This window comes from Variovorax sp. OV700 (genome assembly GCF_900099805.1).
Taxonomy (GTDB): Bacteria; Pseudomonadota; Gammaproteobacteria; order Burkholderiales; family Burkholderiaceae_C; genus Variovorax.
This window is the reverse complement of sequence record NZ_FNDR01000017.1, coordinates 41,499-63,046: the sequence shown is the minus strand read 5'-3', so window position 1 is coordinate 63,046 and position 21,548 is coordinate 41,499. Positions and strand designations below refer to the sequence as shown.

The following is a 21,548-nucleotide window of genomic DNA, read 5'->3' as shown; positions in this document are numbered from 1 at the left end:
TTCATGAGTCTTCTGGTCATCTCGCGTTCGGATGACTAGGAACAACCGGGCCTTGCCAGCCCTGATCGAGCCCTTTAGAAAAGCCCGCTTCATGCGGGCTTTTCCATTTGGCGGATCTCAGATCGGCAGCGCAATCAGGTCGTGGCCCTCGGCACCCACGATGCGGGCCTTGGTGAATTCACCCACCTTGAGCGTCTTGCTGATTTTCTCGGGCGGCAGCAGGCGCACGGTGCCGTCGATCTCGGGCGCGTCGGCGTAGGTGCGGCCCACGCCGCCCTTTCGGCCCATGCCCGGCGCGGAATCGACGAGCACCTGCATGGTTGCACCGATGCGCTGGCGCAGCTTGGCGATCGACACCGCCTCCGCCACTTCCATGAACCGGGCGCGGCGCGCTTCGCGCTCTGCCGGCGGCAGCATGCCGGGAATGTCGTTGGCCGTGGCGCCTTCGACGGGGCTGTATGCAAAGCAACCTGCCCGGTCGATCTGCGCCTCGCGGATGAAGTCGAGCAGATGCTCGAACTCTTGCTCGGTTTCGCCCGGAAAGCCGGCAATGAATGTGCTGCGGATCACGAGCTCTGGACAGACCTCGCGCCAACGCGCGAGGCGCTCCAGGTTCTTCTCGCCGCTGGCCGGCCGCTTCATGCGCTTGAGCACGTCGGGGTGGCTGTGCTGCAGCGGCACGTCGAGGTAAGGCAGCACCTGCCCGCTTGCCATCAACGGAATGATCTCGTCCACGCTCGGATACGGGTACACGTAGTGCAGGCGCACCCAGGCGCCATAGGGCTCCGCGATTTCGCCCAGCGTGCGAACCAGTTCGAGCATGCGTGTCTTGACCGGCTTGCCGTCCCAGAAACCAGTGCGGTACTTGACGTCGACGCCATAGGCCGAGGTGTCCTGGCTGATGACCAGCAGTTCTCTCACGCCGCCTTCGAACAGGGCCTTGGCCTCGCCGAGCACGTCGCCGACAGGACGCGACACCAGGTCGCCACGCATCGACGGAATGATGCAGAAGGTGCAGCGGTGATTGCAGCCTTCGCTGATCTTCAGATACGCATAGTGCCGCGGCGTGAGCTTGAGGCCTGCGATGCCGAAGGTGTTGGGCACCAGGTCGATGAAGGGATCGTGCGGCTTGGGTAGGTTCGCGTGGACCGCATCCATGACCTCTTGCGTGGCGTGCGGACCAGTCACGGCCAGCACGCTGGGGTGCATCTGCCGCACCAGGTTGCCGCCCTGGTCGCCCGTCTTGGCGCCCAGGCAACCCGTGACGATGACGCGGCCGTTTTCAGCCAATGCCTCGCCGATGGTGTCCAGGCTCTCCTTCACGGCATCGTCGATGAAGCCGCAGGTGTTGACGATCACCAGGTCGGCCCCTTCGAAGGTCTTGGACGTCTGGTAGCCCTCGGCACTCAGGCGGGTCAGGATCAGTTCGGAATCGGTCAGGGCCTTGGGACAGCCCAGGCTCACGAAGCCGACTTTGGGGGCAGCCGGCGTGGCCGTACGTTCAGGGGAGGCAACTTCGCTCATATGCCCCTATTGTCCCAGCTATCGGCCGGGACCGGGATTTCAGGGACGTTTGATGCCGAATGCGCCCAGAACCTGCTCGGTGTTCTTCTGCATCTGTTCCTGCATTTGCAGGAACACGTTCTTGGACTGCTCGACGTAGTTGCCCATCAGCCCCTGGAGCACCGGCGACTGCAAGGTCATGAAGCGCGACCACATCTCGGGCGTGAGCCCTTCGGCCTTGTCGGCGAGCTGGGCCTGCACTTCGGTCATGGCCTGGATGTTCTTCTCGAGATACGGGCCCATGTAGCCCTGCATCGCCTGTCCGTAGAAGCGGATGATGTTGGACAGCACCTGCTCGGTGAACATCGGCGCGCCACCCGCTTCTTCTTCGAGAATGATCTGCAGCAGGATGCTTCGCGTGAGGTCATCACCGCTCTTGGCATCGCGCACCACGAACTGAGCGTTCTGTATGACCAGTTGCTTCACCTCGGTCAGGGTGATGTACGTGGATGTCTCGGTATCGTAGAGCCTTCGGTTGGGGTACTTCTTGATTACACGTTGCACCGGCTTGACCCCGGACTTCTTGCTCTGCACTGCGGACTCCTTCACATGGATGCCCATGTCATCCGATCAATTCTAGGTAGCGGTTTTGCTGCATCGCGACAAGGTTTACCCTGACCATGCCTCGGCCAGCGAATCTGCGTCGTCAGTCCAGCGTTGTGGCGTACTCGGCGCCGCATGCGGCGCAGGTCGCTGTCTCGGGGCGATCTTCCGTGGCGTCCCGAAAACGCAACGGACTCTTGTGGCCGTAGACGACCCAGCAGCGCGGACAGTGCTCCTGTCCGGAGGTCGGAAGATACGCGCGCGCACGCTGTTCGGCGCGCTCTTGCGTCACGGGCATGCCCTGCCGCTGGGCGCGCGCCACCTCGCGCGCAGCCATGGTGTCGGTGCGGCCGCCCGCGTGGTCGTTGATGCCATAGACCGCGCGCGCAAATTCAATGGGGGCTTGCCTGAGCAATGCGGCCAGGCGCTTGGCGGCATGAGCCCGATCAACCAGCGTTGATCGCGTATTCATCAGATCGCTTGTCAAGAAAATTGGAAAAGGTTTGCAGTGCGGCCAAGGTAGCACAACAATGTGGCCATGGTCTTTGTCTGCTTCACCGCAAGGACGATTGAGACACCGGGGAACCCGGTGAAAGCTCTGTTCAACAGACCCGGTGGTTGGCCGGATGTTGGAACAGAAATTGGTAGGCGCGATTGGACTCGAACCAACGACCCCCACCATGTCAAGGTGGTGCTCTAACCAGCTGAGCTACGCGCCTAAGGATGTGTCCGAGAAGCAGCTATTGTAGCAGGAGAAAACGCGCTTTTTAGCGCCGACGTGCAGATCGCACACCAGCCACTGCCGTCACGATGCCCAGCACCTGCGTCAACCGCGCTGCGTCGGTGATCTCTACAGTGAACGTCATCCATGCCGTGCCCTTGACCGACTGCGTCTGCACGCCGATCACGTTCATCTTCTCGCGTGCGAAGACATCGGAGATGTCACGCAGGAGGCCTTGGCGGTCCGCCGCTTCCACGGCCACGTCGACCGCATAGACCGGCGCCTCGCCGCCCTTCTTGGCCGCGCCCCATTCGACGTCGATGACGCGCTCGCCGTCGCGCGCGGCCATCGTGCGGAAGTTGCTGCAATCGGTGCGATGCACGCTGACGCCGTGACCCCGGGTCACGAAGCCGCTGATGGGATCCGGAGGTGCCGGCTTGCAGCACTTGGCGAGCTGCGTCATCAGCGATGACACGCCCACCACCAGCACGCCGCCCTTGCCGGATTTTTCGCTTGCGCGCGGCTTCTTGATCTGCACGCCGTCGTCAGGATTCGGTGCGGGCTCCGGCGGGCGCAGCAGCACCTCGATATTGCGCAGCGAGAACTCGTCCTTGCCGACCACTTCGAACAAATGATCCGCCGACTTGAAGCCCAACTGCGAAGCCAGGTCCTCGAGCCGCGTGGAGGTCTTGCCTTCGCGCTGCAGCAGCTTCTCGACGGCCTCGCGCCCGCGCGCCACGGTCTCGTGCGTGATCTGCGCGTTGAACCACGCGCGCACCTTGGCACGCGCGCGGTGGCTCGCAAGGTAGCCCAGCTCGGCATTGAGCCAGTCGCGCGACGGGCCGCCCTCCTTGGCCGCGATGATCTCCACCGTCTGCCCGTTGGACAGTGGCGTGTTGAGCGGCACCATCGCGCCATCGACGCGCGCACCGCGGCACCTGTGGCCGAGCGTCGTGTGCACCGTGTAGGCAAAGTCGACCGGCGTCGCGCCCTGCGGCAGCTCGACAATCGCCGCGTCCGGCGTCAGCACATAGATGCGGTCGTCGAACAGCCCCTGGCCCTGCGAGCCGCCCGAAAGATCGCGCTCCCACGCCAGGAGCTGCCGCAGCACGGCAATCTTGGCGTCGTACTCGCCGCTCGCCCACACGCCGGCATAGCCCTTGTGCCCTGCTTCCTTGTAGGCCCAGTGCGCCGCCACGCCGTGCTCGGCATGGTCGTGCATTTCTTCCGTGCGGATCTGGATCTCGATCGGCTTGCCGGGCTTGCCGTCGACCATCTCGCGCACCACCGTGTGCAGCGACTGGTAGCCGTTGGGCTTGGGGCGCGCAATGTAGTCGTCGAACTCTTCGTCGATCGGCAGGAAATGCGAATGCACCCAGGCCAGCGCCGCGTAGCAATCCTTCACGTCGGGCACCACCACGCGCAGCGCGAGGATGTCGAACACCTGCGCGAAATCGAGCGACTTGCCGCGCATCTTCTTGACGATGCTGTAGATGTTTTTCGGCCGCCCCTGCACGGTGGCGTGCACTCCCTCGGCCTGCAGTTCGCTTTCGAGCTGCGAGCGCAGCTGCTCGACATGGCCTTCGCGCTCGACCCGCTTCTCGTCGAGCAGTCGCGCAATCAGCTTGTAGGTTTCAGGTTCGAGAAAGCGAAAAGAAAGATCCTCGATCTCCCACTTCACCTGCCAGATGCCCAGGCGGTTGGCCAGCGGCGCAAACACCTGCAGCGACTCGCGCGCCACGCTCTCGGGCGCCGGCTGCTTGCTGGCCGCGGCGTGCCGCAAGGTCTGCAGCCGCGACGCCAGGCGCAGCATGACCACGCGCAGGTCGCGCGAAAACGCGAGCAACATCTTGCGCACGTTTTCGGTCTGCGCGCCCGCGCCTTCCGACAGGTGATGCCCCTGCGAAGCCGAGCGGGCCTGCTCCTGCACGCGGACCAGCTTGGTGGTTTCGACCGCCAGCGCCGCGAAGTTGTCGCCGAACACCTTGGCAATCACTTCCTGCGGACGGTTCAGGTGCTGGCAGGCATAGACCAGATAGCTCGCGGCCTGCATGGCCTCGGAGCCGCCCATCTTCGCGACGATGGTCGCCACGGCATCGGCGTGCGCCAGCGTGTTCTCGCCGGTGTCGAGCTTCTCGTCGGCAATCAACGGCTCGGCAAATGCGCGCGCACGGGCGAGCATGTTCTCCATCACCGGACTGCGATCAGCCGTGGCGGCGGACAGCGGATAGTCCGCCACTGCCGAATCGGGAGAGTGTGCCGTTTGAAGGCTCGAAGAATCGCGCTTCACGCTGCCCTCAATCGAACAGGAAGGATGTGACAGCCAGGACTTGCGCAGGGTCGACGAAGGTGGGCGCATGGCCCACGCCTTCGAATTCGATCAGCGCCGCGCGAGGCCCGCGCTGCGTCATGGCCAGCGCGGTTTCGCGCGACAAGAGATCCGACTGGGCGCCACGCGTCACCAGGGTTTGCGCCTCGATGGCGTCGTACAGGCTCCACATCACCGCGCCGCCCTGGGCCGCGGCCTCGGGCGTGATGGCACGCAGCGAAACGCCAATGGCCGGGTCGTAGTGAAGCAAGCAGGGACCGGCTTCGCCGCCGCCGGTCTCGTCGGGTTCGACTTTGCGCGCACCGTCGGCCGTGCGCCGCGGCGCCGGCACCACCATGTGCTCCGACAGCGAAAGCCATTGCTCAGGCGTATGGGGGCCGAAGCTGGTCGAGATCGCCCACATGGCGTCGGCTGCTTCCTGAAGGCCCGCATAGCGGCCGCCCTGCCCCACGTAGCCGCCAATGCGCTGGATGGCCACAGCCTCGATCGTCGGGCCGACGTCGTTCACGATGAAACGGCGTATCGGGTGGGGCAGCGGCAATTGCTTGTGGCCGGCCAGCACGAAACCGATGAGTCCGCCCATGCTGGTACCCAGATAGTCGAGCATCTCGATCGGCTGTTCGTGATGCAGCTGCGCCAGGAGCGCCACCATGTCGGCCGCATAGACCGGCACCTGGTAGAGCGCCGGATCGCGCAGCCAGTCGCTTTGACCGCGCCCCGCGACGTCAGGGCAGACCACGCGCACGTCGCCGCCGGCACGCCCCACGATGGCCTGGGCCAGCACGTCGAAATCGCGCCCCTGGCGAGTCAGGCCGTGCACGCACATCACTACACGCGCACTGCGCGCGCTGCCCCATTGCCAATAGGCCATGCGATGCCCGCCTTGGGGGTCATCGCACGCCACGTAATGAAGCGTCGGTTCTGTCATGAAAACGAAGTCGTCCTGGTGCGGATAATGTCTCGTCGCATCCTAATTCATCCGGAGATTGAACTTCATGCTCAAAGGCAAAACCGCGCTTGTCACGGGGTCCACCAGCGGCATTGGCCTTGCCATTGCCGAGGCACTTGCACAACAAGGCGCGCACATCGTGCTCAATGGTTTCGGCGATGCCGAGACGCCCAAGGCCCGCATCGAAGCGCTCGGCGTGCGTGCCGAATACCACGGCGCCGACATGAGCAAACCCGACCAGATCGAGGACATGATGAAGTTCGCCGCGTCCAGGTTCGGCCGCGTCGACATCCTCGTCAACAATGCCGGCATCCAGCACGTGGCAAAGGTCGAGGACTTTCCGCCAGAGCGCTGGGACGCCATCATCGCAATCAACCTCACGAGCGCGTTCCACACGACGCGGCTCGCAATTCCGGCGATGCGCGAAGCCAATTGGGGACGCATCATCAATGTGGCGTCGGCTCACGGACTGGTCGCTTCGGCGCAGAAGTCCGCCTACGTGGCGGCCAAGCACGGCATCGTCGGCTTCACCAAGTCGGTAGCGCTCGAAACCGCAACCACCGGCATCACCAGCAATGCGATCTGCCCGGGTTGGGTACTGACCCAGCTGGTGCAAAAGCAGATCGACGACCGCGCGGCACGCGAAGGCATCTCGGCCACGCAGGCGCAAAACGAACTGCTCGGAGAGAAGCAGCCTTCGTTGCAGTTCACCACGGTCGAGCAGCTCGGCGGGCTGGCGGTGTTCCTGTGCTCGCCGGCGGCCGACCAGGTCCGCGGCGTGGCCTGGCAAATGGACGGCGGCTGGACCGCACAGTAATCGCAGGGGAGCGGCCCGCGCCCCTCCCCCGTCTGCCCGCCCTCTTCTACTTGAGCTGCACCGACCCCGACACGTTCACCACCACGCTGGTCTTTCCGGCTTCCACCGGCACCGGCGCGTCGGGGGAAAAGGATTTGGCCGAAGCCGCCATGGCGCGCGGCCGAATCGGGCCGCTGTCGTTCGCGTTCACCGCGACCTCGCGCAGCGTGTAGCCCGCAAAGCCGAAGCCCTTGGCCAGCTCGGTCGCCTTCTGCTTGAAGTTTTCAATTGCGATGGTCTGGGCCTCGGTCTCGCTTTTGGCGCGCTGCTCGCGGCTCAGTGCAAAGCCGACGTTGCCGACGTTGAGCGTGGTGATGCGGCCCGCGGTCTGCGTGATGCGCGGGAAGTCGCGGCCCTCGAGCACCATTTCGGCGGAGCCCTGCCAGCCGTTGATCTTTCCTTCGCGGGTGTAGCGCGGCGACAGGCTGAAGTTGCCGGTGCGCACGTCGAGCTGGCCAGGCTGGGCGTTCTTCCTGGCTTCGGCCAGCGCGGCATCGACCGCGGCCTTGAGCTGCGATTGAACCGTGGCGGCGTCGGTGGCGTCGCGCGTGGTGGTGAGCGTCATGCTCAGCAGGTCCTGCTGCACTTCGACCGTGCCGGAGGCGGTGAGTTGCAGCACGTTCTGCGGCGGCGGGGCCATGTTCTGGGCCGTGGCACTGCCTGCGGCCACTGCCGCGGCCAACGCGGCGCCGGCCGCGATCCAACTGATTTTCTTCAAGACGAGTTACCCCCTGGATTGGTATTCGAGGAACGCAGAAACGCGCGCCGCGCCGCCTTAGCGGCGCTGGCTGCGGGGCAAGGTCAACGCGCGCGCTGCCGACATCGGCGGCGGTGCGATTCGCTCGGCCGGCTGCGATTCTGCCGAATTCATGGCCCTGGGGGGTGTGCCGGGCGGCGTCCACTGGCCGCGCACCTGCTGCCGCAATTCGAAGAGTTCGGCGGCCGTCAGGCGCCTGCCGGCCGCCGCCTCCTCCCGCCGGATCTCGGCGCGCTGCGCCGCGCGGTGAGCCGCCACCGCCTCGCGCACTTCGTTGCGGCGCGAATCCCCGACCTTGAGGAATTCGCCAGCCGTGGCCCAGGTGGAGCCGCAGCTGCAGGCAACGAGGATCGGCAACGCGGAAAGGAGGGTTCTCATTGAGCAGAAGTCATAAGACAAGTGGACTTTGCCACCGCTGGACAAAGGGCGGATGGCTAGACAGCTAGCGACCGCAAGTTTTGTAACTTAGTGTCAAACAATAAGTAAAACTGGCTCAGCGACGGCTTAACGCCTTCAGAATCGACGCTGTTACAAATTCAACGTTGTAGAAATGACTCAAGTTCCCGCTCGCACTGACAAGATCGTGATCGTCGACGACGACGCCCGCATCCGCGACCTGCTTCGCCGCTACCTGACCCAGGAAGGTTTCGAAGTGATCGTGGCCGAGGACGGCAAGGCGCTCAACCGCATCCTGTTGCGCGACACGGTCGATTTGATCGTGCTCGACCTGATGATGCCCGGCGAGGACGGCCTCTCGGTCTGCCGCCGCCTGCGCGCCGCCAACGACCGCACGCCGATCATCATGCTCACCGCCAAGGGTGAAGACGTCGACCGCATCGTCGGCCTCGAAGTCGGCGCCGACGACTACCTTGGCAAGCCCTTCAACCCCCGCGAACTGCTGGCGCGCGTGCACGCAGTGCTGCGCCGCCGTCCGCCGCTCGAGGCGCCCGGTGCGCCTTCCACCGAGAACGAAACCGTCACTTTCGGTCCGTTCGCCTTCGACCTCGGGTCGCGCACGCTCAAGAAGGACGGCGAAGAGCTCTCCCTGACCACCGGCGAATTCGCGATGCTGAAAGCGCTGGTGCGTCACCCGCGCCAGCCGCTTTCGCGCGAAAAACTCGCCCAGCTGGCACGCGGCCGCGAATTCGAGCCCTTCGACCGCAGCCTCGACGTGCAGATCTCGCGCCTGCGCAAGCTGGTCGAGGCCGACGCCGCCGCGCCCCGCTACATCCAGACGGTGTGGGGCGTGGGCTATGTCTTCGTGCCGGACGGCACGGCCTGACGATATCCCGAGGTGGCCATCGGCCTGAATTCAGCCAGACCCAGCCAAGCCCAGGAGGACGGCGCCCAGGTCACGATGCCGAGCCCTCTGGAGGGCGCCGGCCAGCGTGACCGGCGACCGGGCCTCAAGCTCGGCTTCAGCCTTTTCTGGCGCACATTTTTCCTGCTCGCGCTGTTGCTGGTCGGCTGCACGGTCGCGTGGCTTCAGACATTTCGGTCGCTCGAGTACGAGCCTCGCGCCATCCAGACGGCGCACCAGATCGCCTCGCTCGTAAACCTCACGCGCGCCGCGCTGGTGTATTCGGACGCGATCACGCGGGTGTCGCTGATCAAGACGCTGGCCGACCAGGAAGGCGTCCGCATCCTGCCGCGCGAACCCAACGACCGCTTCCAGCCCTACACCAGCGGCGCGCTCGACCAGCGCGTGACCGAGGAGCTGATCGACCAGCTCGGCGAAGGCACCACCGTGGCCAGCCGAGTCAACGACGAGCCCGGCCTGTGGATCGGCTTCACCATCGAAAGCGACGCCTACTGGCTGCTGCTCGACCCGACCCGCTTCAGCCGCGTGGGGGGGCGCACGTGGCTGGTCTGGCTCAGCACCGCCATGGCCCTGTCCCTGGCCGGCGCGGCGCTGATCACCCGACTCATCAACCTGCCGCTGAAGCAGCTGTCGCGCGCCACCATGCAGGTGCGCGAAGGCGAGTACGAAGCGCATCGGCTCGACGAAAGCGCGCGCACCAACGAGATCCGCGCGGTCAACATCGGCTTCAACCGCATGGCCGACCAGCTCGCCAAGATCGAGCAGGACCGCGCCATCATGCTGGCCGGCATCTCGCACGACCTGCGCACCCCGCTGGCGCGCCTGCGCCTCGAAACCGAAATGAGCGTGGCTGACGAGGACGCGCGCGACCACATGGCGGCCGACATCGCGCAACTCGACGCGATCATCGACAAGTTCCTCGACTACGCACGGCCCGACCATGTCGACCCCAAGCCCGTGCTGCTGCGCGATGTGGTCGATGCCTGCACCTATGCCGTGCAGGATTACGAAGAAATGAAGATCCGGGTCGACGTGCCGTCCGACCTTCGCGTGCTGGGCGACGAGGTCGAACTCACCCGCGTGATCTCCAATCTGGTGGAAAACGCGCGGCGCTACGGCAAGACGCCCTCCACCGGCGTGGCCGACGTGGTGATCCAGGCCCAGGCCAACAACGACGCGGTGCTGATCAAGGTGCGCGACCACGGCGCGGGCGTCGATCCGGCCCTGCTCTCGCAATTGACCAAGCCGTTCTTCCGGGGGGACGTGGCGCGCACATCGGCCGCCGGCGCCGGCCTTGGCCTATCGATCGTGGCCAAGAACATCGAGCGGATGGGCGGCACCTTTGCGCTCACCAGCACGCCGGGACGCGGCCTGGCGGCGCACATCCGCATGCCGCGCGCCATGCCCGAGCCCAGGCCCATGGAAGCCCCCGGCCGGCGCGCCTGACTCAGCGGTGCAGCAACACCACCGCGCGGGCTTCCATCGCGCGGCCTTCGCCGACCGGGCCCAGCTTTTCGGCCGTCTTCGCCTTCACGTTGACCTGGTCGAGCGCAAGGCCCAGTGCTGCGGCGATGCGCTGGCACATGACCGGAATATGAGGGGCCAGCTTGGGCGCCTGCGCGATCACCGTGCTGTCGACGTTGCCGATCTCCCAGCCCGCGGCACGCACGCGGCGGGCCGCTTCGCCAAGCAGCACGGCCGAGTCGGCGCCGCGAAACTGCGCATCGGTGTCGGGAAAATGCCGCCCGATGTCGCCCAGGCCCGCTGCACCCAGCAATGCGTCGGTGATGGCATGCAGCAGCACGTCGGCATCCGAATGGCCCAGCAGGCCCGTGGTGTGCGGCACCTCGACACCGCCCAGAATCAGCTTGCGGCCCGCCACCAGCTGGTGAACGTCCCAGCCCTCGCCGACGCGGATGTTGAAAGGTGCGCTCATTGGGTAACCTCCGTGCTACGCACTGCGGTGCGAGCCCCCTTCGGAACGGCCGGGCGGGGGCTCATGCCCTGGCCTTCTTGCGGCCCAGCAACACCGCTTCGGCCAGCGCAAAGTCTTCCGGAAAAGTCACTTTGAAATTCTGCGCACTGCCCGGCACCAGCAGCGGCGCAAGCCCGATCGCCTCGATGGCGCCGGCTTCATCCGTCACCGCGTCGCCCACACGCTCCAGCGCATCGAGCAGCATGCCGATGCGAAACATCTGCGGCGTCTGGGCGAGCCACTTGTCGGCGCGCGGCAGCGTCTGCGAAACCCGGCTGCCGGCGGACGACACCTTGAGCGTGTCAGCCAGGCGCTGGGCCAGCAGGCCGCCGACGGCGTCGTGTTCGCAGGCCGCGATCAGCGCCTCGATCTGGCTCGACGTGACCAGGCAGCGCGCCGCGTCGTGCACCAGCACCCAGTCGTGCGCCCCAGCCCCTTTCTGCCGCAGCGCCGCCAGGCCGTTGCGCACCGTGGCCGCGCGCGTGACGCCCCCCACCTGCAACAGGAACTCGCCCGTGGCCGGAAAGCGCGGCAGCGCCGCCTGCACGTCGCGGTCGTCCGGCGCCACCACCACCGCCAGGCCGGCAAAGCGGCCCGCCAGCGCACGAAACGCCTCCACCGTATGGGCCACCAAGGACGCACCCGCAAGGCGCTGGTATTGCTTGGGCTGCACGCCACCCGCGCGGTGGCCGGAGCCGGCGCAAGGAATCAGAACGAAAAGTCGGGAGGAAGACATGGGCTCCGGCACCGGGCGACGGCCGGCAAGCGAACAAGGGGCCGCCATTCTAGAATCGACCATCTCACACCCCTCGCCAGCGGCGCGGGGTGTTCTGCATTTTTAAAGCGTTCCATGGACCTCCCCCACCTCACGGCGGGCAAGCGATTCACGCTGCCGCGTCCTCCTTTGTCGGCCGATGCGCTGCTGCTGGCGCAGCTGGGCATGCGCGAGAAGGCCGCGGGCCGCGCCACTGCGGTGTTCACGGCGGACGCCAACGACGCCCAGCGCCTGATCGACGAGACCGCGTTCTTCGCGCCCGACCTGCGCTGCGCCCTGTTCCCCGACTGGGAGACGCTGCCCTACGACAGCTTTTCCCCTCACCAGGACCTGATCAGCGAGCGGCTCGCCACGCTCTGGCGCATCAGCCAGAAGGAAGCCGACGTGGTGCTGGTGCCCGCCACCACCGCGCTCTACCGCCTGGCGCCGCCTGCCTTCCTGGCCGGCTACACCTTTCACTTCAAGGCCAAGCAGAAGCTCGAGGAATCGAAGCTCAAGGCCCAGCTCACATTGGCTGGCTATAGCCATGTGACGCAGGTGGTGAGCCCGGGCGAATACGCGGTGCGCGGCGGCCTGATCGACCTGTTTCCCATGGGCTCGCCGGTGCCCTTTCGCGTCGATCTGTTCGACGACGAGATCGACTCCATCCGCACCTTCGACCCCGACACCCAGCGCAGCCTCTACCCCGTGCCCGAGGTGCGCTTGCTGCCGGGCCGCGAGTTCCCGATGGACGACGACGCCCGCGCGCGCTTTCGCAGCCGCTGGCGCGAACTGCTCGAGGGCGACCCGACCAAGAGCCGCATCTACAAGGACATGGGCAACGGCGTGGCCACCGCCGGCATCGAGTACTACCTGCCGCTGTTCTTCGACGAAACGGCCACGGTGTTCGACTACTTCGGGCCCGATGCCACCGTGGTGTTGCACGGCGATCTCGAACCCGCCTTCCAGCATTTCTGGCAGGACACCAACGAGCGATACCGGCTGGTGCGCGGCGACCCCGAGCGGCCGGCGCTGCCGCCCGAGGCGCTGTTCCTCAACGCCGAACAGTTCTACCAGCGGGCCAAGCCGCACGCGCAGCTGGCAATTCGGGGCGACATCGCCACGGATACGCCCTACGCCGAGTTCGACAAGCTCCCGCCGTTCGCGGTGGTGCGCGGCGCCGAAGATCCGCTGGTCGGCCTCAAGGCCCACATCAAGGCCACGCCGCACCGCGTATTGCTGATTGCGGAGAGCGAAGGCCGGCGCGAAAGCCTGCTCGACTTCCTGCGCGCCAGCGGGGTCAGCCCGCCGGCCTTCGACTCGCTGGCCGAGTTCGAGGCCTCGACCGACGAAAAAATCGGCATCGCCACCGCCGCGCTGGCCTCGGGCTTCGCGTGGCGCGAACAGGGCATCGACCTCGTCACCGAAACCGAGCTCTTCGCCACCGCGCCCACCACGCGCCGCCGCAACAAGAAGCAGGAACAGGTCAGCGACGTCGAGGCGCTGATCAAGGACCTTTCCGAGCTGAACGTGGGCGACCCGGTGGTCCACACCGCGCACGGCATCGGCCGCTACCGCGGGCTGATCCACATGGACCTGGGCCAGGGCGTCGATGCCGAAGGCAAGCCGCTGCTGCAGGAAATGCTGCACCTGGAGTACGCCGACAAGGCCACGCTCTACGTGCCCGTTTCGCAGCTGCACCAGATCAGCCGCTACACCGGCGTCAGCGCCGACGAGGCGCCGCTGCACAAGCTGGGCTCCGGCCAGTGGGAAAAGGCCAAGCGCAAGGCGGCCGAACAGGTGCGCGACTCGGCCGCCGAGCTGCTCAACATCTACGCCCGCCGCGCGGCGCGCCAGGGCCACGCCTTCCGCTTTTCGGCCGCCGACTACGAGGTGTTCGCCAACGACTTCGGCTTCCAGGAAACGGCCGACCAGAAGGCCGCGATCCACGCCGTGGTGCAGGACATGATCTCGCCGCAGCCGATGGACCGGCTGGTCTGCGGCGACGTGGGCTTCGGCAAGACCGAAGTGGCACTGCGCGCCGCCTTCATCGCGATCACGGGCGGCAAGCAGGTGGCGTTTCTCGCGCCCACCACGCTGCTGGCCGAGCAGCACTACCAGACGCTGGTCGACCGTTTCGCCAAGTGGCCGGTCAAGGTGGCCGAAATGAGCCGCTTCCGTTCGGCCAAGGAAATCACCGCGGCCGCCAAGGGCCTGGCCGAAGGCACGGTCGACATCGTGGTGGGCACGCACAAGCTGCTGTCGCCGTCGATCAAGTTCAAGAACCTGGGCCTGCTCATCATCGACGAGGAGCATCGCTTCGGCGTGCGCCACAAGGAGGCGATGAAGGCGATGCGTGCCGAGGTCGACGTGCTCACGCTCACGGCCACGCCCATTCCGCGCACGCTGGGCATGGCGCTCGAAGGCCTGCGCGACCTGAGCGTGATCGCCACCGCGCCGCAGCGGCGCCTGGCCATCAAGACCTTCGTTCGCAACGAGGGCACCGGCGTGATCCGCGAGGCCGTACTGCGCGAGTTGAAGCGCGGCGGGCAGGTCTACTTCCTGCACAACGAGGTCGAGACCATCGAGAACCGCCGCCAGAAGCTCGAAGAGATATTGCCCGAGGCTCGCATTGCCGTGGCCCACGGCCAGATGCCCGAACGCGAGCTGGAGCGGGTGATGCGCGACTTCGTGGCGCAGCGCTACAACCTCTTGCTGTGCTCGACCATCATCGAGACCGGCATCGACGTGCCGACCGCCAACACCATCGTGATGAGCCGCGCCGACAAGTTCGGCCTGGCGCAGCTGCACCAGCTGCGCGGCCGTGTCGGGCGTTCGCATCACCAGGCCTATGCGTACCTGATGGTGCCGGACACCGAGGGCCTGACCAAACAGGCGGCGCAGCGGCTCGACGCCATCCAGCAGATGGAAGAGCTGGGCTCGGGCTTCTACCTTGCCATGCACGACCTGGAGATTCGCGGCACCGGCGAAGTGCTGGGCGAAAACCAGAGCGGCAACATGATGGAGATCGGCTTCCAGCTCTACAACGAGATGCTGAGCGAAGCCGTGCGCGCGCTCAAGGCTGGGCAGGAGCCCGACCTGCTCGCGCCGCTGTCGGTCACGACCGAGATCAACCTGCATGCCCCCGCCCTGCTGCCCGACGACTACTGCGGCGACGTGCACCTGCGCCTGTCGTTCTACAAGAAGCTGGCCACCGCCAAGACACCCGACCAGATCGACACGCTGCTGGAAGAGATCGTCGACCGCTTCGGCAAGCTGCCGCCGCAGGCGCAGACGCTGATCGATACGCACCGGCTGCGCGTGCTGGCGCGGCCCTATGGCGTGGTCAAGGTCGATGCGGCACCGGGCGTGATCCACATCACGTTCAAGAAGGATCCGCCGGTCGATTCCATGGCCATCATCCATCTGATCCAGAAGAACAAGCACATCAAGCTCGCCGGCAACGAAAAGCTGCGCATCGAGCGCGAACTCAAGGAACCGAAGGAGCGTGCGCAAATGGTGCGCGATGTGCTGCGCAGCCTCGGTCAACCCATCATCAAGGAAACTGTTCCTGCATGAACGCCATCGAATTTTCTCCCGGTCTCGTCCTCCAGCGCGTGAAGCCGCCGCTGAAGCTCGCCGACTTCAAGCTGATCGCGTTCGACATGGACTCGACGCTGATCAACATCGAATGCATCGACGAGATCGCCGATGCCGTCGGCAAGAAGGCCGAGGTGGCCGCCATCACCGAAGCCACGATGCGCGGCGAGATCAAGGACTTCAAGGAAAGCTTGCGCCGCCGCGCGGCGCTGCTGAGGGGCGTGCCGGTCGCGGCGCTGCAGCAGGTGTACGACGAGCGCTTGAAGCTCAATCCGGGCGCGGCCGAACTGGTGGCCGCCTGCAAGGCGGCGGGGCTCAAGGTGCTTCTGGTGTCGGGCGGCTTCACGTTTTTTGCCAACCGCGTGAAAGACCGCCTGGGCATCGACTTCGCGCGCTCCAACCTACTCGACGAAGCCGATGGCCAGCTCACCGGCCAGGTAGTGCAGCAAAGCTGGGGTGACATCTGCGACGGCGCCGAAAAGCGCCGAACGCTGCTCGAAGTCGCATCGCTCATGGGCATTTCGCCGCAAGAGACCATCGCCGTGGGCGACGGCGCCAACGACCTGCCGATGATGGGCGAAGCCGGCCTCTCGGTGGCGTACCACGCCAAGCCCAAGGTGCGCGAACAAGCCATGGTGGCCATCAACGAAGGCGGCCTCGACCGCTTGCTGGAGATTCTGAAATGAACGACGACACCGCTCCGCTCTACAGCGCAGATGCACTCAGGGACTACGGCAGCGCCTTGCTGCAGAAGGCCGGCCTCGCTGCATCGATGGCCGACAGCGTCGCCCGCACGCTGGTCGAAGGCGACCTGCTGGGCCACGACACGCACGGGCTCGCCCTGCTGGCCGGCTATGTGAAGGAAATCGAATCCGGCGGCATGACGCGCGACGGTACGCCCGAGGTGCTGTCGGACCGCCCGGCGGCCGTGCTGTGGGACGGCAAGCGCCTGCCCGGCCCCTGGCTCATGGACCAGGGCCTGGACCTGCTGCTGCCGCGTGCGCGCGAGCTCGGCACCGCCTCGCTCGTGATCCGCCGCAGCCACCACATCGCCTGTCTCGCGGTCTACATGCTGCGTGCGCTGCAGGAAGACATGCTGATGCTGCTGGCGTGCTCCGACCCCAATGCGGCCAGCGTCGCGCCCTTCGGCGGCACGCAGGCCGTGTTCACGCCGAATCCGCTGGCCATGGGCTTTCCCCTGTCGCAAGGCGGCGTGATGGTCGACATCTCGGCCTCCATCACCACCAACGGCATGAGCAACCGCAAGCGCGCGGCCGGCGAGACCTTTGCCGAGGAATGGCTGATCGATGCCACCGGCAAGCCGACCAATAACCCGCAGGTGCTGTTCGACCAGCCGCCCGGTACGCTGCTGCCGGTTGGCGGCCTGAGCCATGGGCACAAGGGCTACGGAATGGCGCTGCTGGTCGAGACGCTGACGGCCGGCCTCGCGGGCCACGGCCGCGCCGATCCGCCTGAAGGCTGGGGCGCGACGGTGCACGTCACGCTGCACGATCTGCATGCGTTCGGCGGCAAGGAAGCTTTTCTGCGCCAGATGGACCACGTGGCGGCGCAGTGCCGCACCAACATGCCCATCGATCCTGCAAAGCCGGTGCGGCTGCCGGGGGAAGGCGGCTTGAAGCGCCGCGAAACGCAATCGAAGAACGGGGTGCGCCTGCATCCGTCGATCGCGCGTTCGCTGCAGGATGCGGAGCAACGCCACGGCCTGCAACTGGCCCAGGCGCTGATCTAAAAAAGGCCGATCAGTCTTCTTCTGGCGGTTCTTCTTGCGCCCGCTCCCCGGCGGGGCGCGGTGTGCGCTTGCCGGGCTTGGCCAGGATCTCGACATAGAACTGCTTGCCGGCGTCCTTGACGACGCCGTCGATCAGGCCCGTGATGGCCGAAAGATGCACGACTTCGGCGGTTTCCGCCGCGGTGCCGAACTTGCAATCGAAGTCCCAGAAGTCGCTGCCTTCTGGCAGGACGCGGCGCCGCTCGCGCTTGATGTACTTGCGGATCTCGTGCTTGATGGCTTCGAGGAGACGGTCGGGGTGTTTGCCCTCGACCTGAAGCTGAAAGGTTTTTCTCATGGGTGATGGTAACCAATGCCGCCTGGCTGTCCTGTGTACAGTCGGCGGTTCAATTGAAAGCAGGTGAAGACATGGCGCGCGCAAACGACTGGGCAAGCAAGGTAATGGCATTGGTCAACGGCGGCAACGCATCGGCGGCCATCGCCCAGATCAAGGTTGCGCCCTCGGTCAAGGACCTGAAGGCGCTGCAGACGATCATGACGCTATCGAAAATGAAAGGCCGCCATCCGAACGTGGATGCGGCCATAGAGGAGAACCTGGCGCTGCTGGCGGCGCCTCGGCTGCATCGCTCGCCCTGACCGAAGATTACAGGGCTTGGCCGAGGCGCTTCACGCCCTCTTCAATCTTCGCCACATCCGCCGTCGCAAAGCTCAACCGCAGCGTCGCCATGTCGGGCTTCTCGGCATAGAACGGCGCCCCAGGCACGAAGGCCACCAGCTGCTCGATGGCGCGCTTGGCCAGTTCGCCCGCATCGGCCAGCTTGCCGTTGGCTCCCGTGAGGCGGGCCCAGAAAAACAAGCCGCCCTGCGGCTGCGTGAAGCTGACCGCATCGCCCAGCTCGCGCTTCAGTGCCGCGCCCATGGCCTGCGCGCGCTGGCCGTACACCTCGCGCACGTGCGCCAGCGTGCCCGGCATGCGACCGCTCTTGAGGTACTGTGCAGCAGTAGCCTGGGCAAAGGTGCTGGTGTGCGCATCGCTGAACTGCTTGCACATCGTGGCCTTGGCGAGCAGTTCGGCCGGCGCGATCATCCAGCCGATGCGCAGGCCCGGGCTCAGCACCTTGCTCAGGCTGCCGCAGTGGGCCAGCAGCTCGCGGCTGCCCGGCACGTCCTTGCTCAAGGCCAGGATCGAGGGCGGCGGCGCCTCGCCGAAATAAAGGTCGCCGTAGGGGTCGTCCTCGACGATCAGCGTCTGGTACTTGACCGCCAGCTCGAGCACCTTCTTGCGGCGCTCCAGCGTCAGCATGGCGCCGCTCGGGTTGCCGAAGGTGGGAATCAGGTAGACGAACTTGGGCTTGTGCTCGGCGATGAGCTTCTCCAGTTCGTCGGTCTTCACGCCGTTGGCGTCGATGGGCGCGCTGATGAGCTGCGCGCCATACAGCCGAAAACACTGGATGGTGGCCAGAAAGGTCGGGCCTTCGACAATCACCTTGTCGCCGGGCGAGATCATGGTCTTGCCCAGCAGGTCGAGCGCCTGCTGGCTGCCGGTGGTGACGATCAGGCCGCTGGGGTCCACGTCCACGCCCTTGGTCTTCATGAAGGCAGAAAGCTGCGTGCGAAGCGGCTCGTAGCCTTCGGTGGCGCCGTATTGCAGCGCGCCGCCGGGTTCTTCGGTCAGTGCCTTCTGGCTCGCTTCCTTCAGGCCCTCCACGTCGAACATGGCGCTGTCGGGGAAGCCGCCCGCAAAGCTGATGATGCCGGGCTTGCCCAGCAGCTTGAAGAGTTCGCGGATGGCGGAGGTTTCGACGTTGTCGAGGCGGGAAGCGAATTGCATGGGAGGTCTCACTTTCTGGACGCCATTGTCGCGAAAGCCGCGGGCAATAAAGCTGCGTAAGGCTATCGCCTTTCAACGATATATTGCGTCTATCGCCGCCCTGCCAGGAATGGCCGACGAGCGCCGCGTTCCCCCGACCCCATGAAAAAAGACAACATTCCCCTCTTCTTCGCCACCCTGCAGGCGGCCAACCCCACCCCCGAAACCGAGCTCGAATACGCCACGCCCTTCGAGCTGCTGGCCGCCGTGCTGCTCTCGGCGCAAGCCACCGACGTGGGCGTGAACAAGGCGACGCGCAAGCTTTTTCCGGTGGCGAACACGCCGCAGGCGATCCTCCGGCTGGGGGTGGAAGGCCTGGAGGAATACATCAAGACCATCGGGCTCTATCGCAGCAAGGCCAAGCACCTGATCGAGACCTGCCGCATGCTGGTGGAACTGCATGGCGGCGAAGTGCCGCGCACGCGCGCCGAATTGGAGGCGCTGCCGGGGGTCGGCCGCAAGACCGCCAACGTGGTGCTCAACGTCGCGTTCGGCGAGGCCACCATCGCGGTCGACACACACATCTTTCGCGTCGGCAACCGCACCGGGCTCGCGCCGGGCAAGACGCCGCTCGAAGTGGAACTCAAGCTCGAGAAACGGGTGCCTTTCGAGTTCCGCCTGCATGCGCACCACTGGCTCATCCTGCATGGGCGCTACATCTGCGTGGCGCGCACACCAAAGTGCTGGGAATGCGCGGTAGCGCCCTACTGCGACTACAAGCCGAAGACGCCGCGGCCCAAGTCGGCCTGAATCCGGCCCTGGCCTGTTCTCCGGCTACATCTCGAACGCCTCGACCTGCCGGCCGTCGATGTCGGTAAAGCCGTACTCGCGCGCGAGGTCGGCCACGCGATGCACGCCGCCGCTCTTCTCCAGCACCCGCGAATCGCCCGCCAATGCGGCGACCGCACGGCCGAGATAGCGCGGCGACTCGGTTCGCGCCAACGCGGGGCGTTCGCGCCAATGCGCCTCGTCGGTCTTGTGGCCGGCCAGCACGAACTCGGTTCGCATCCATCCCGGCGACACGGCGAGCGACGCGACGCCATGCGGACGCAGCTCCTGCGCCATGCCGAAGGCCAGCCGTGTCATGGCGGACTTGGCGAGGTCGTAGAACAGATTTCCACGCAGGTAGTTGCCGCGGTCCCAGAAGGTGGTGGTCACGATGAGCCCGCCCTTCTGCGCCACCATGATCGGCGCGGCGCACCGGCTGGCCAGCAGGTGGTTGCGCACGCCGCGGTCGAACATCGAATCCCAGCTGGAGAGCGGATGCTCCCAGAACGGCGCCTCGAACACGCCCGTGAAAGTCTCGTGGCCGCCCCAAGCGTTGTTGACGAGCAGATCGACACGGCCCTGCTCGCTCTGCACCCGCGCAAAGAGCTGCTTCACCTCGTCTTCCTGCGTGTGATCGCAGCGCACCGCAATGCCGCGTCCGCCCATGCGGGTGACTTCGTCGGCCGTTTCGTCGATGCTGCCCGGCAGGGCTTCGAGCTCCGAGAGGGCGAGCAACTGGCCATAGGTGGTCGCCGGCTGCTCCCGCGTGCTTCGCCCGGTGACATACACGGTGGCACCCGCGGCGCCGAGTTCCACCGCGATGCCGCGGCCGGCACCGCGGCTGGCGCCGGTCACCACGGCCACGCGGCCTTTCAACGGCCGGTCATTGCTTTCTGCATGCATGAGTTTTCTCCTTTCGTTCCGAGTTCGAAGTGACGGTAAGGCCGCTTCAACCCGCCGTCTTGGAAGAACCCGAAATCGCGCGGCCCAGAAACTCCGTCGGCGTGAGGCCGCAGAGCGCCTGGAACTCGTTGACCAGGTGCGATTGGTCATAGAAGCCGCCGTCCAGCGCAAGGCTCGCCCAGGCGGGCGCGCGCTGCACGCGCAAGGCGCGCAGGCAGGCATGCAGCCGTGCGAGCCGGCTCCAGGCCCGGGGCGGCAACCCCACCTGCTGCTGAAAGACCTGCTGCAGCCGCCGCTCACCGAGCCCGACGGCCGCTGCCACTTCGCGCAGTGGACGCCGTCCCCCCGACGCCGCGATGAGTTGCGCCGCGCGCATCGCAGCCGGGTGAACGGTGGCATCGCCATCGGCCAAGTGCCGCTGCAGTGCGGCGCAGAGCAGCGACACGCGCGAGGCATCGTCCGGTTGTTCGGCCATCCGCTCCAGCAGCTCGGCACCGCGGCCGCGCCACAGTTCGTCCAGATGCACGGCGGTGCCCGCAATCTCGCCGGCCGGCATTCCCAGCAGGGCCGCGGCCGCGCCGGGGCGCAGGGTCACCGACAGCCCTTCCATCTTCCGGCGCAGGCGCACCAGGACCGGGGCTGCGGAAGCGCTCAAGGCCTCGACAGGTTGCCCGGCGCTTTCGCCCGTCGACGGCGCATCGCCCAGATTGAAGACCAGCCGCACCGCCCCATCGGGCAGCACACGCTCGACAACCTCATGGCCTTCGGGCAGCCCTTCCCTGTAGAGAAGAATGTGCGCAACCTGTGCGCGCAACGGCGCCGGCACGGGGAAGGCGTGCAGCGTGCCTGCAGGCATGTCGGCCTCCGGCCCGTGCAAAAGGTCGTCGTG

The 21,548-nt window shown here is 66.2% G+C and carries 21 protein-coding genes and 1 tRNA gene; 8 read left to right on the top strand and 14 right to left on the bottom strand.

All coding sequences use genetic code 11. The features are described 5' to 3' along the window. Positions 1-117 precede the first annotated feature (117 nt). From rimO to BLR24_RS27865, 6 genes are all read right to left on the bottom strand, one after another. Positions 118-1,524 carry a 30S ribosomal protein S12 methylthiotransferase RimO gene (gene rimO / locus BLR24_RS27890; RefSeq protein ID WP_093023531.1) on the bottom strand — a complete coding sequence of 469 codons (1,407 nt, stop codon included), beginning with the start codon at positions 1,522-1,524 and terminating at the stop codon, positions 118-120. Between the two features lie 39 nt (positions 1,525-1,563). Further along, the gene (phaR, locus tag BLR24_RS27885) at positions 1,564-2,124 is read right to left on the bottom strand and encodes a polyhydroxyalkanoate synthesis repressor PhaR (RefSeq protein WP_093023529.1); all 561 of its coding nucleotides are present in this window, start codon (positions 2,122-2,124) and stop codon (positions 1,564-1,566) included. Positions 2,125-2,209: 85 nt separating this feature from the next. Then, complete coding sequence (locus tag BLR24_RS27880) at positions 2,210-2,578, bottom strand: hypothetical protein (RefSeq protein ID WP_093023527.1); 369 nt, start codon at positions 2,576-2,578, stop codon at positions 2,210-2,212. A gap of 170 nt (positions 2,579-2,748) precedes the next feature. After that, positions 2,749-2,825 (bottom strand) — tRNA-Val (locus BLR24_RS27875). Between the two features lie 48 nt (positions 2,826-2,873). Then, a complete protein-coding gene (locus tag BLR24_RS27870; protein ID WP_254787634.1) occupies positions 2,874-5,018 on the bottom strand; it encodes a RelA/SpoT family protein in 2,145 nt (714 codons plus the stop codon). 106 nt (positions 5,019-5,124) lie between these two features. Continuing rightward, complete coding sequence (locus BLR24_RS27865) at positions 5,125-6,084, bottom strand: alpha/beta fold hydrolase (protein ID WP_093023523.1); 960 nt, start codon at positions 6,082-6,084, stop codon at positions 5,125-5,127. A 67-nt stretch (positions 6,085-6,151) separates the two neighbouring features. Here BLR24_RS27865 and BLR24_RS27860 point away from each other — a divergent pair, with 67 nt between their 5' ends. Beyond that, positions 6,152-6,922, top strand: a complete 771-nt coding sequence (locus BLR24_RS27860; protein ID WP_093023625.1) for a 3-hydroxybutyrate dehydrogenase — start codon at positions 6,152-6,154, stop codon at positions 6,920-6,922. Between the two features lie 46 nt (positions 6,923-6,968). Here the strand turns inward: BLR24_RS27860 and BLR24_RS27855 are convergent, their stop codons facing one another. Further along, a complete protein-coding gene (locus BLR24_RS27855) occupies positions 6,969-7,679 on the bottom strand; it encodes an SIMPL domain-containing protein (protein ID WP_093023521.1) in 711 nt (236 codons plus the stop codon). A gap of 57 nt (positions 7,680-7,736) precedes the next feature. Beyond that, on the bottom strand, positions 7,737-8,096 hold the full coding sequence (locus BLR24_RS27850) for a hypothetical protein (RefSeq protein WP_093023519.1): 360 nt from the start codon (positions 8,094-8,096) through the stop codon (positions 7,737-7,739). Positions 8,097-8,268: 172 nt separating this feature from the next. On the opposite strand from BLR24_RS27850, the gene ompR reads away from it, so the two are divergent. Further along, entirely contained in the window at positions 8,269-9,000 is a 732-nt protein-coding gene (gene ompR, locus BLR24_RS27845; protein ID WP_012747691.1) for an osmolarity response regulator transcription factor OmpR, read from the top strand. Between the two features lie 75 nt (positions 9,001-9,075). Beyond that, entirely contained in the window at positions 9,076-10,485 is a 1,410-nt protein-coding gene (locus tag BLR24_RS27840) for a sensor histidine kinase (RefSeq protein WP_055797280.1), read from the top strand. Position 10,486: 1 nt separating this feature from the next. On the opposite strand, the gene ispF is transcribed toward BLR24_RS27840, so the two are convergent. Both ispF and ispD read right to left on the bottom strand, forming a co-directional pair. After that, positions 10,487-10,975 (bottom strand): 2-C-methyl-D-erythritol 2,4-cyclodiphosphate synthase, encoded by a 489-nt coding sequence (gene ispF, locus BLR24_RS27835; protein WP_093023517.1) that lies wholly within the window; start codon positions 10,973-10,975, stop codon positions 10,487-10,489. 61 nt (positions 10,976-11,036) lie between these two features. Then, positions 11,037-11,750, bottom strand: a complete 714-nt coding sequence (gene ispD / locus BLR24_RS27830) for a 2-C-methyl-D-erythritol 4-phosphate cytidylyltransferase (RefSeq protein WP_093023515.1) — start codon at positions 11,748-11,750, stop codon at positions 11,037-11,039. A 114-nt stretch (positions 11,751-11,864) separates the two neighbouring features. Between ispD and mfd the strand changes: the two genes are divergently transcribed. The 3 genes from mfd to BLR24_RS27815 are packed head-to-tail and all read left to right on the top strand — an operon-like array spanning position 11,865 to position 17,118. Further along, positions 11,865-15,347: a transcription-repair coupling factor gene (gene mfd, locus BLR24_RS27825; RefSeq protein ID WP_093023513.1), complete on the top strand. Its 3,483-nt coding sequence runs from the start codon at positions 11,865-11,867 to the stop codon at positions 15,345-15,347. Further along, positions 15,344-16,054, top strand: a complete 711-nt coding sequence (serB, locus tag BLR24_RS27820) for a phosphoserine phosphatase SerB (protein ID WP_093023511.1) — start codon at positions 15,344-15,346, stop codon at positions 16,052-16,054. The genes mfd and serB overlap by 4 nt, the downstream gene beginning before the upstream one ends. Continuing rightward, on the top strand, positions 16,051-17,118 hold the full coding sequence (locus BLR24_RS27815) for an Ldh family oxidoreductase (RefSeq protein ID WP_093023509.1): 1,068 nt from the start codon (positions 16,051-16,053) through the stop codon (positions 17,116-17,118). Before serB ends, BLR24_RS27815 begins: the two co-directional genes overlap by 4 nt. Before the next feature lie 10 nt (positions 17,119-17,128). Here BLR24_RS27815 and BLR24_RS27810 read toward each other — a convergent pair whose 3' ends face one another. Further along, positions 17,129-17,455, bottom strand: coding sequence for a DUF6172 family protein (locus BLR24_RS27810; protein ID WP_093023507.1), 327 nt, complete (start codon positions 17,453-17,455; stop codon positions 17,129-17,131). A gap of 71 nt (positions 17,456-17,526) precedes the next feature. On the opposite strand from BLR24_RS27810, the gene BLR24_RS27805 reads away from it, so the two are divergent. Then, on the top strand, positions 17,527-17,754 hold the full coding sequence (locus BLR24_RS27805) for a hypothetical protein (RefSeq protein ID WP_093023505.1): 228 nt from the start codon (positions 17,527-17,529) through the stop codon (positions 17,752-17,754). Positions 17,755-17,761: 7 nt separating this feature from the next. Here BLR24_RS27805 and BLR24_RS27800 read toward each other — a convergent pair whose 3' ends face one another. Then, on the bottom strand, positions 17,762-18,949 hold the full coding sequence (locus BLR24_RS27800; protein ID WP_093023503.1) for an aminotransferase-like domain-containing protein: 1,188 nt from the start codon (positions 18,947-18,949) through the stop codon (positions 17,762-17,764). 141 nt (positions 18,950-19,090) lie between these two features. On the opposite strand from BLR24_RS27800, the gene nth reads away from it, so the two are divergent. After that, positions 19,091-19,738 carry an endonuclease III gene (gene nth, locus BLR24_RS27795; RefSeq protein ID WP_055796645.1) on the top strand — a complete coding sequence of 216 codons (648 nt, stop codon included), beginning with the start codon at positions 19,091-19,093 and terminating at the stop codon, positions 19,736-19,738. Between the two features lie 24 nt (positions 19,739-19,762). Here the strand turns inward: nth and BLR24_RS27790 are convergent, their stop codons facing one another. Both BLR24_RS27790 and BLR24_RS27785 read right to left on the bottom strand, forming a co-directional pair. After that, complete coding sequence (locus BLR24_RS27790) at positions 19,763-20,659, bottom strand: SDR family NAD(P)-dependent oxidoreductase (protein ID WP_093023501.1); 897 nt, start codon at positions 20,657-20,659, stop codon at positions 19,763-19,765. A 46-nt stretch (positions 20,660-20,705) separates the two neighbouring features. Next, positions 20,706-21,515 carry a helix-turn-helix domain-containing protein gene (locus BLR24_RS27785; protein ID WP_254787630.1) on the bottom strand — a complete coding sequence of 270 codons (810 nt, stop codon included), beginning with the start codon at positions 21,513-21,515 and terminating at the stop codon, positions 20,706-20,708. Positions 21,516-21,548: the final 33 nt, after the last annotated feature.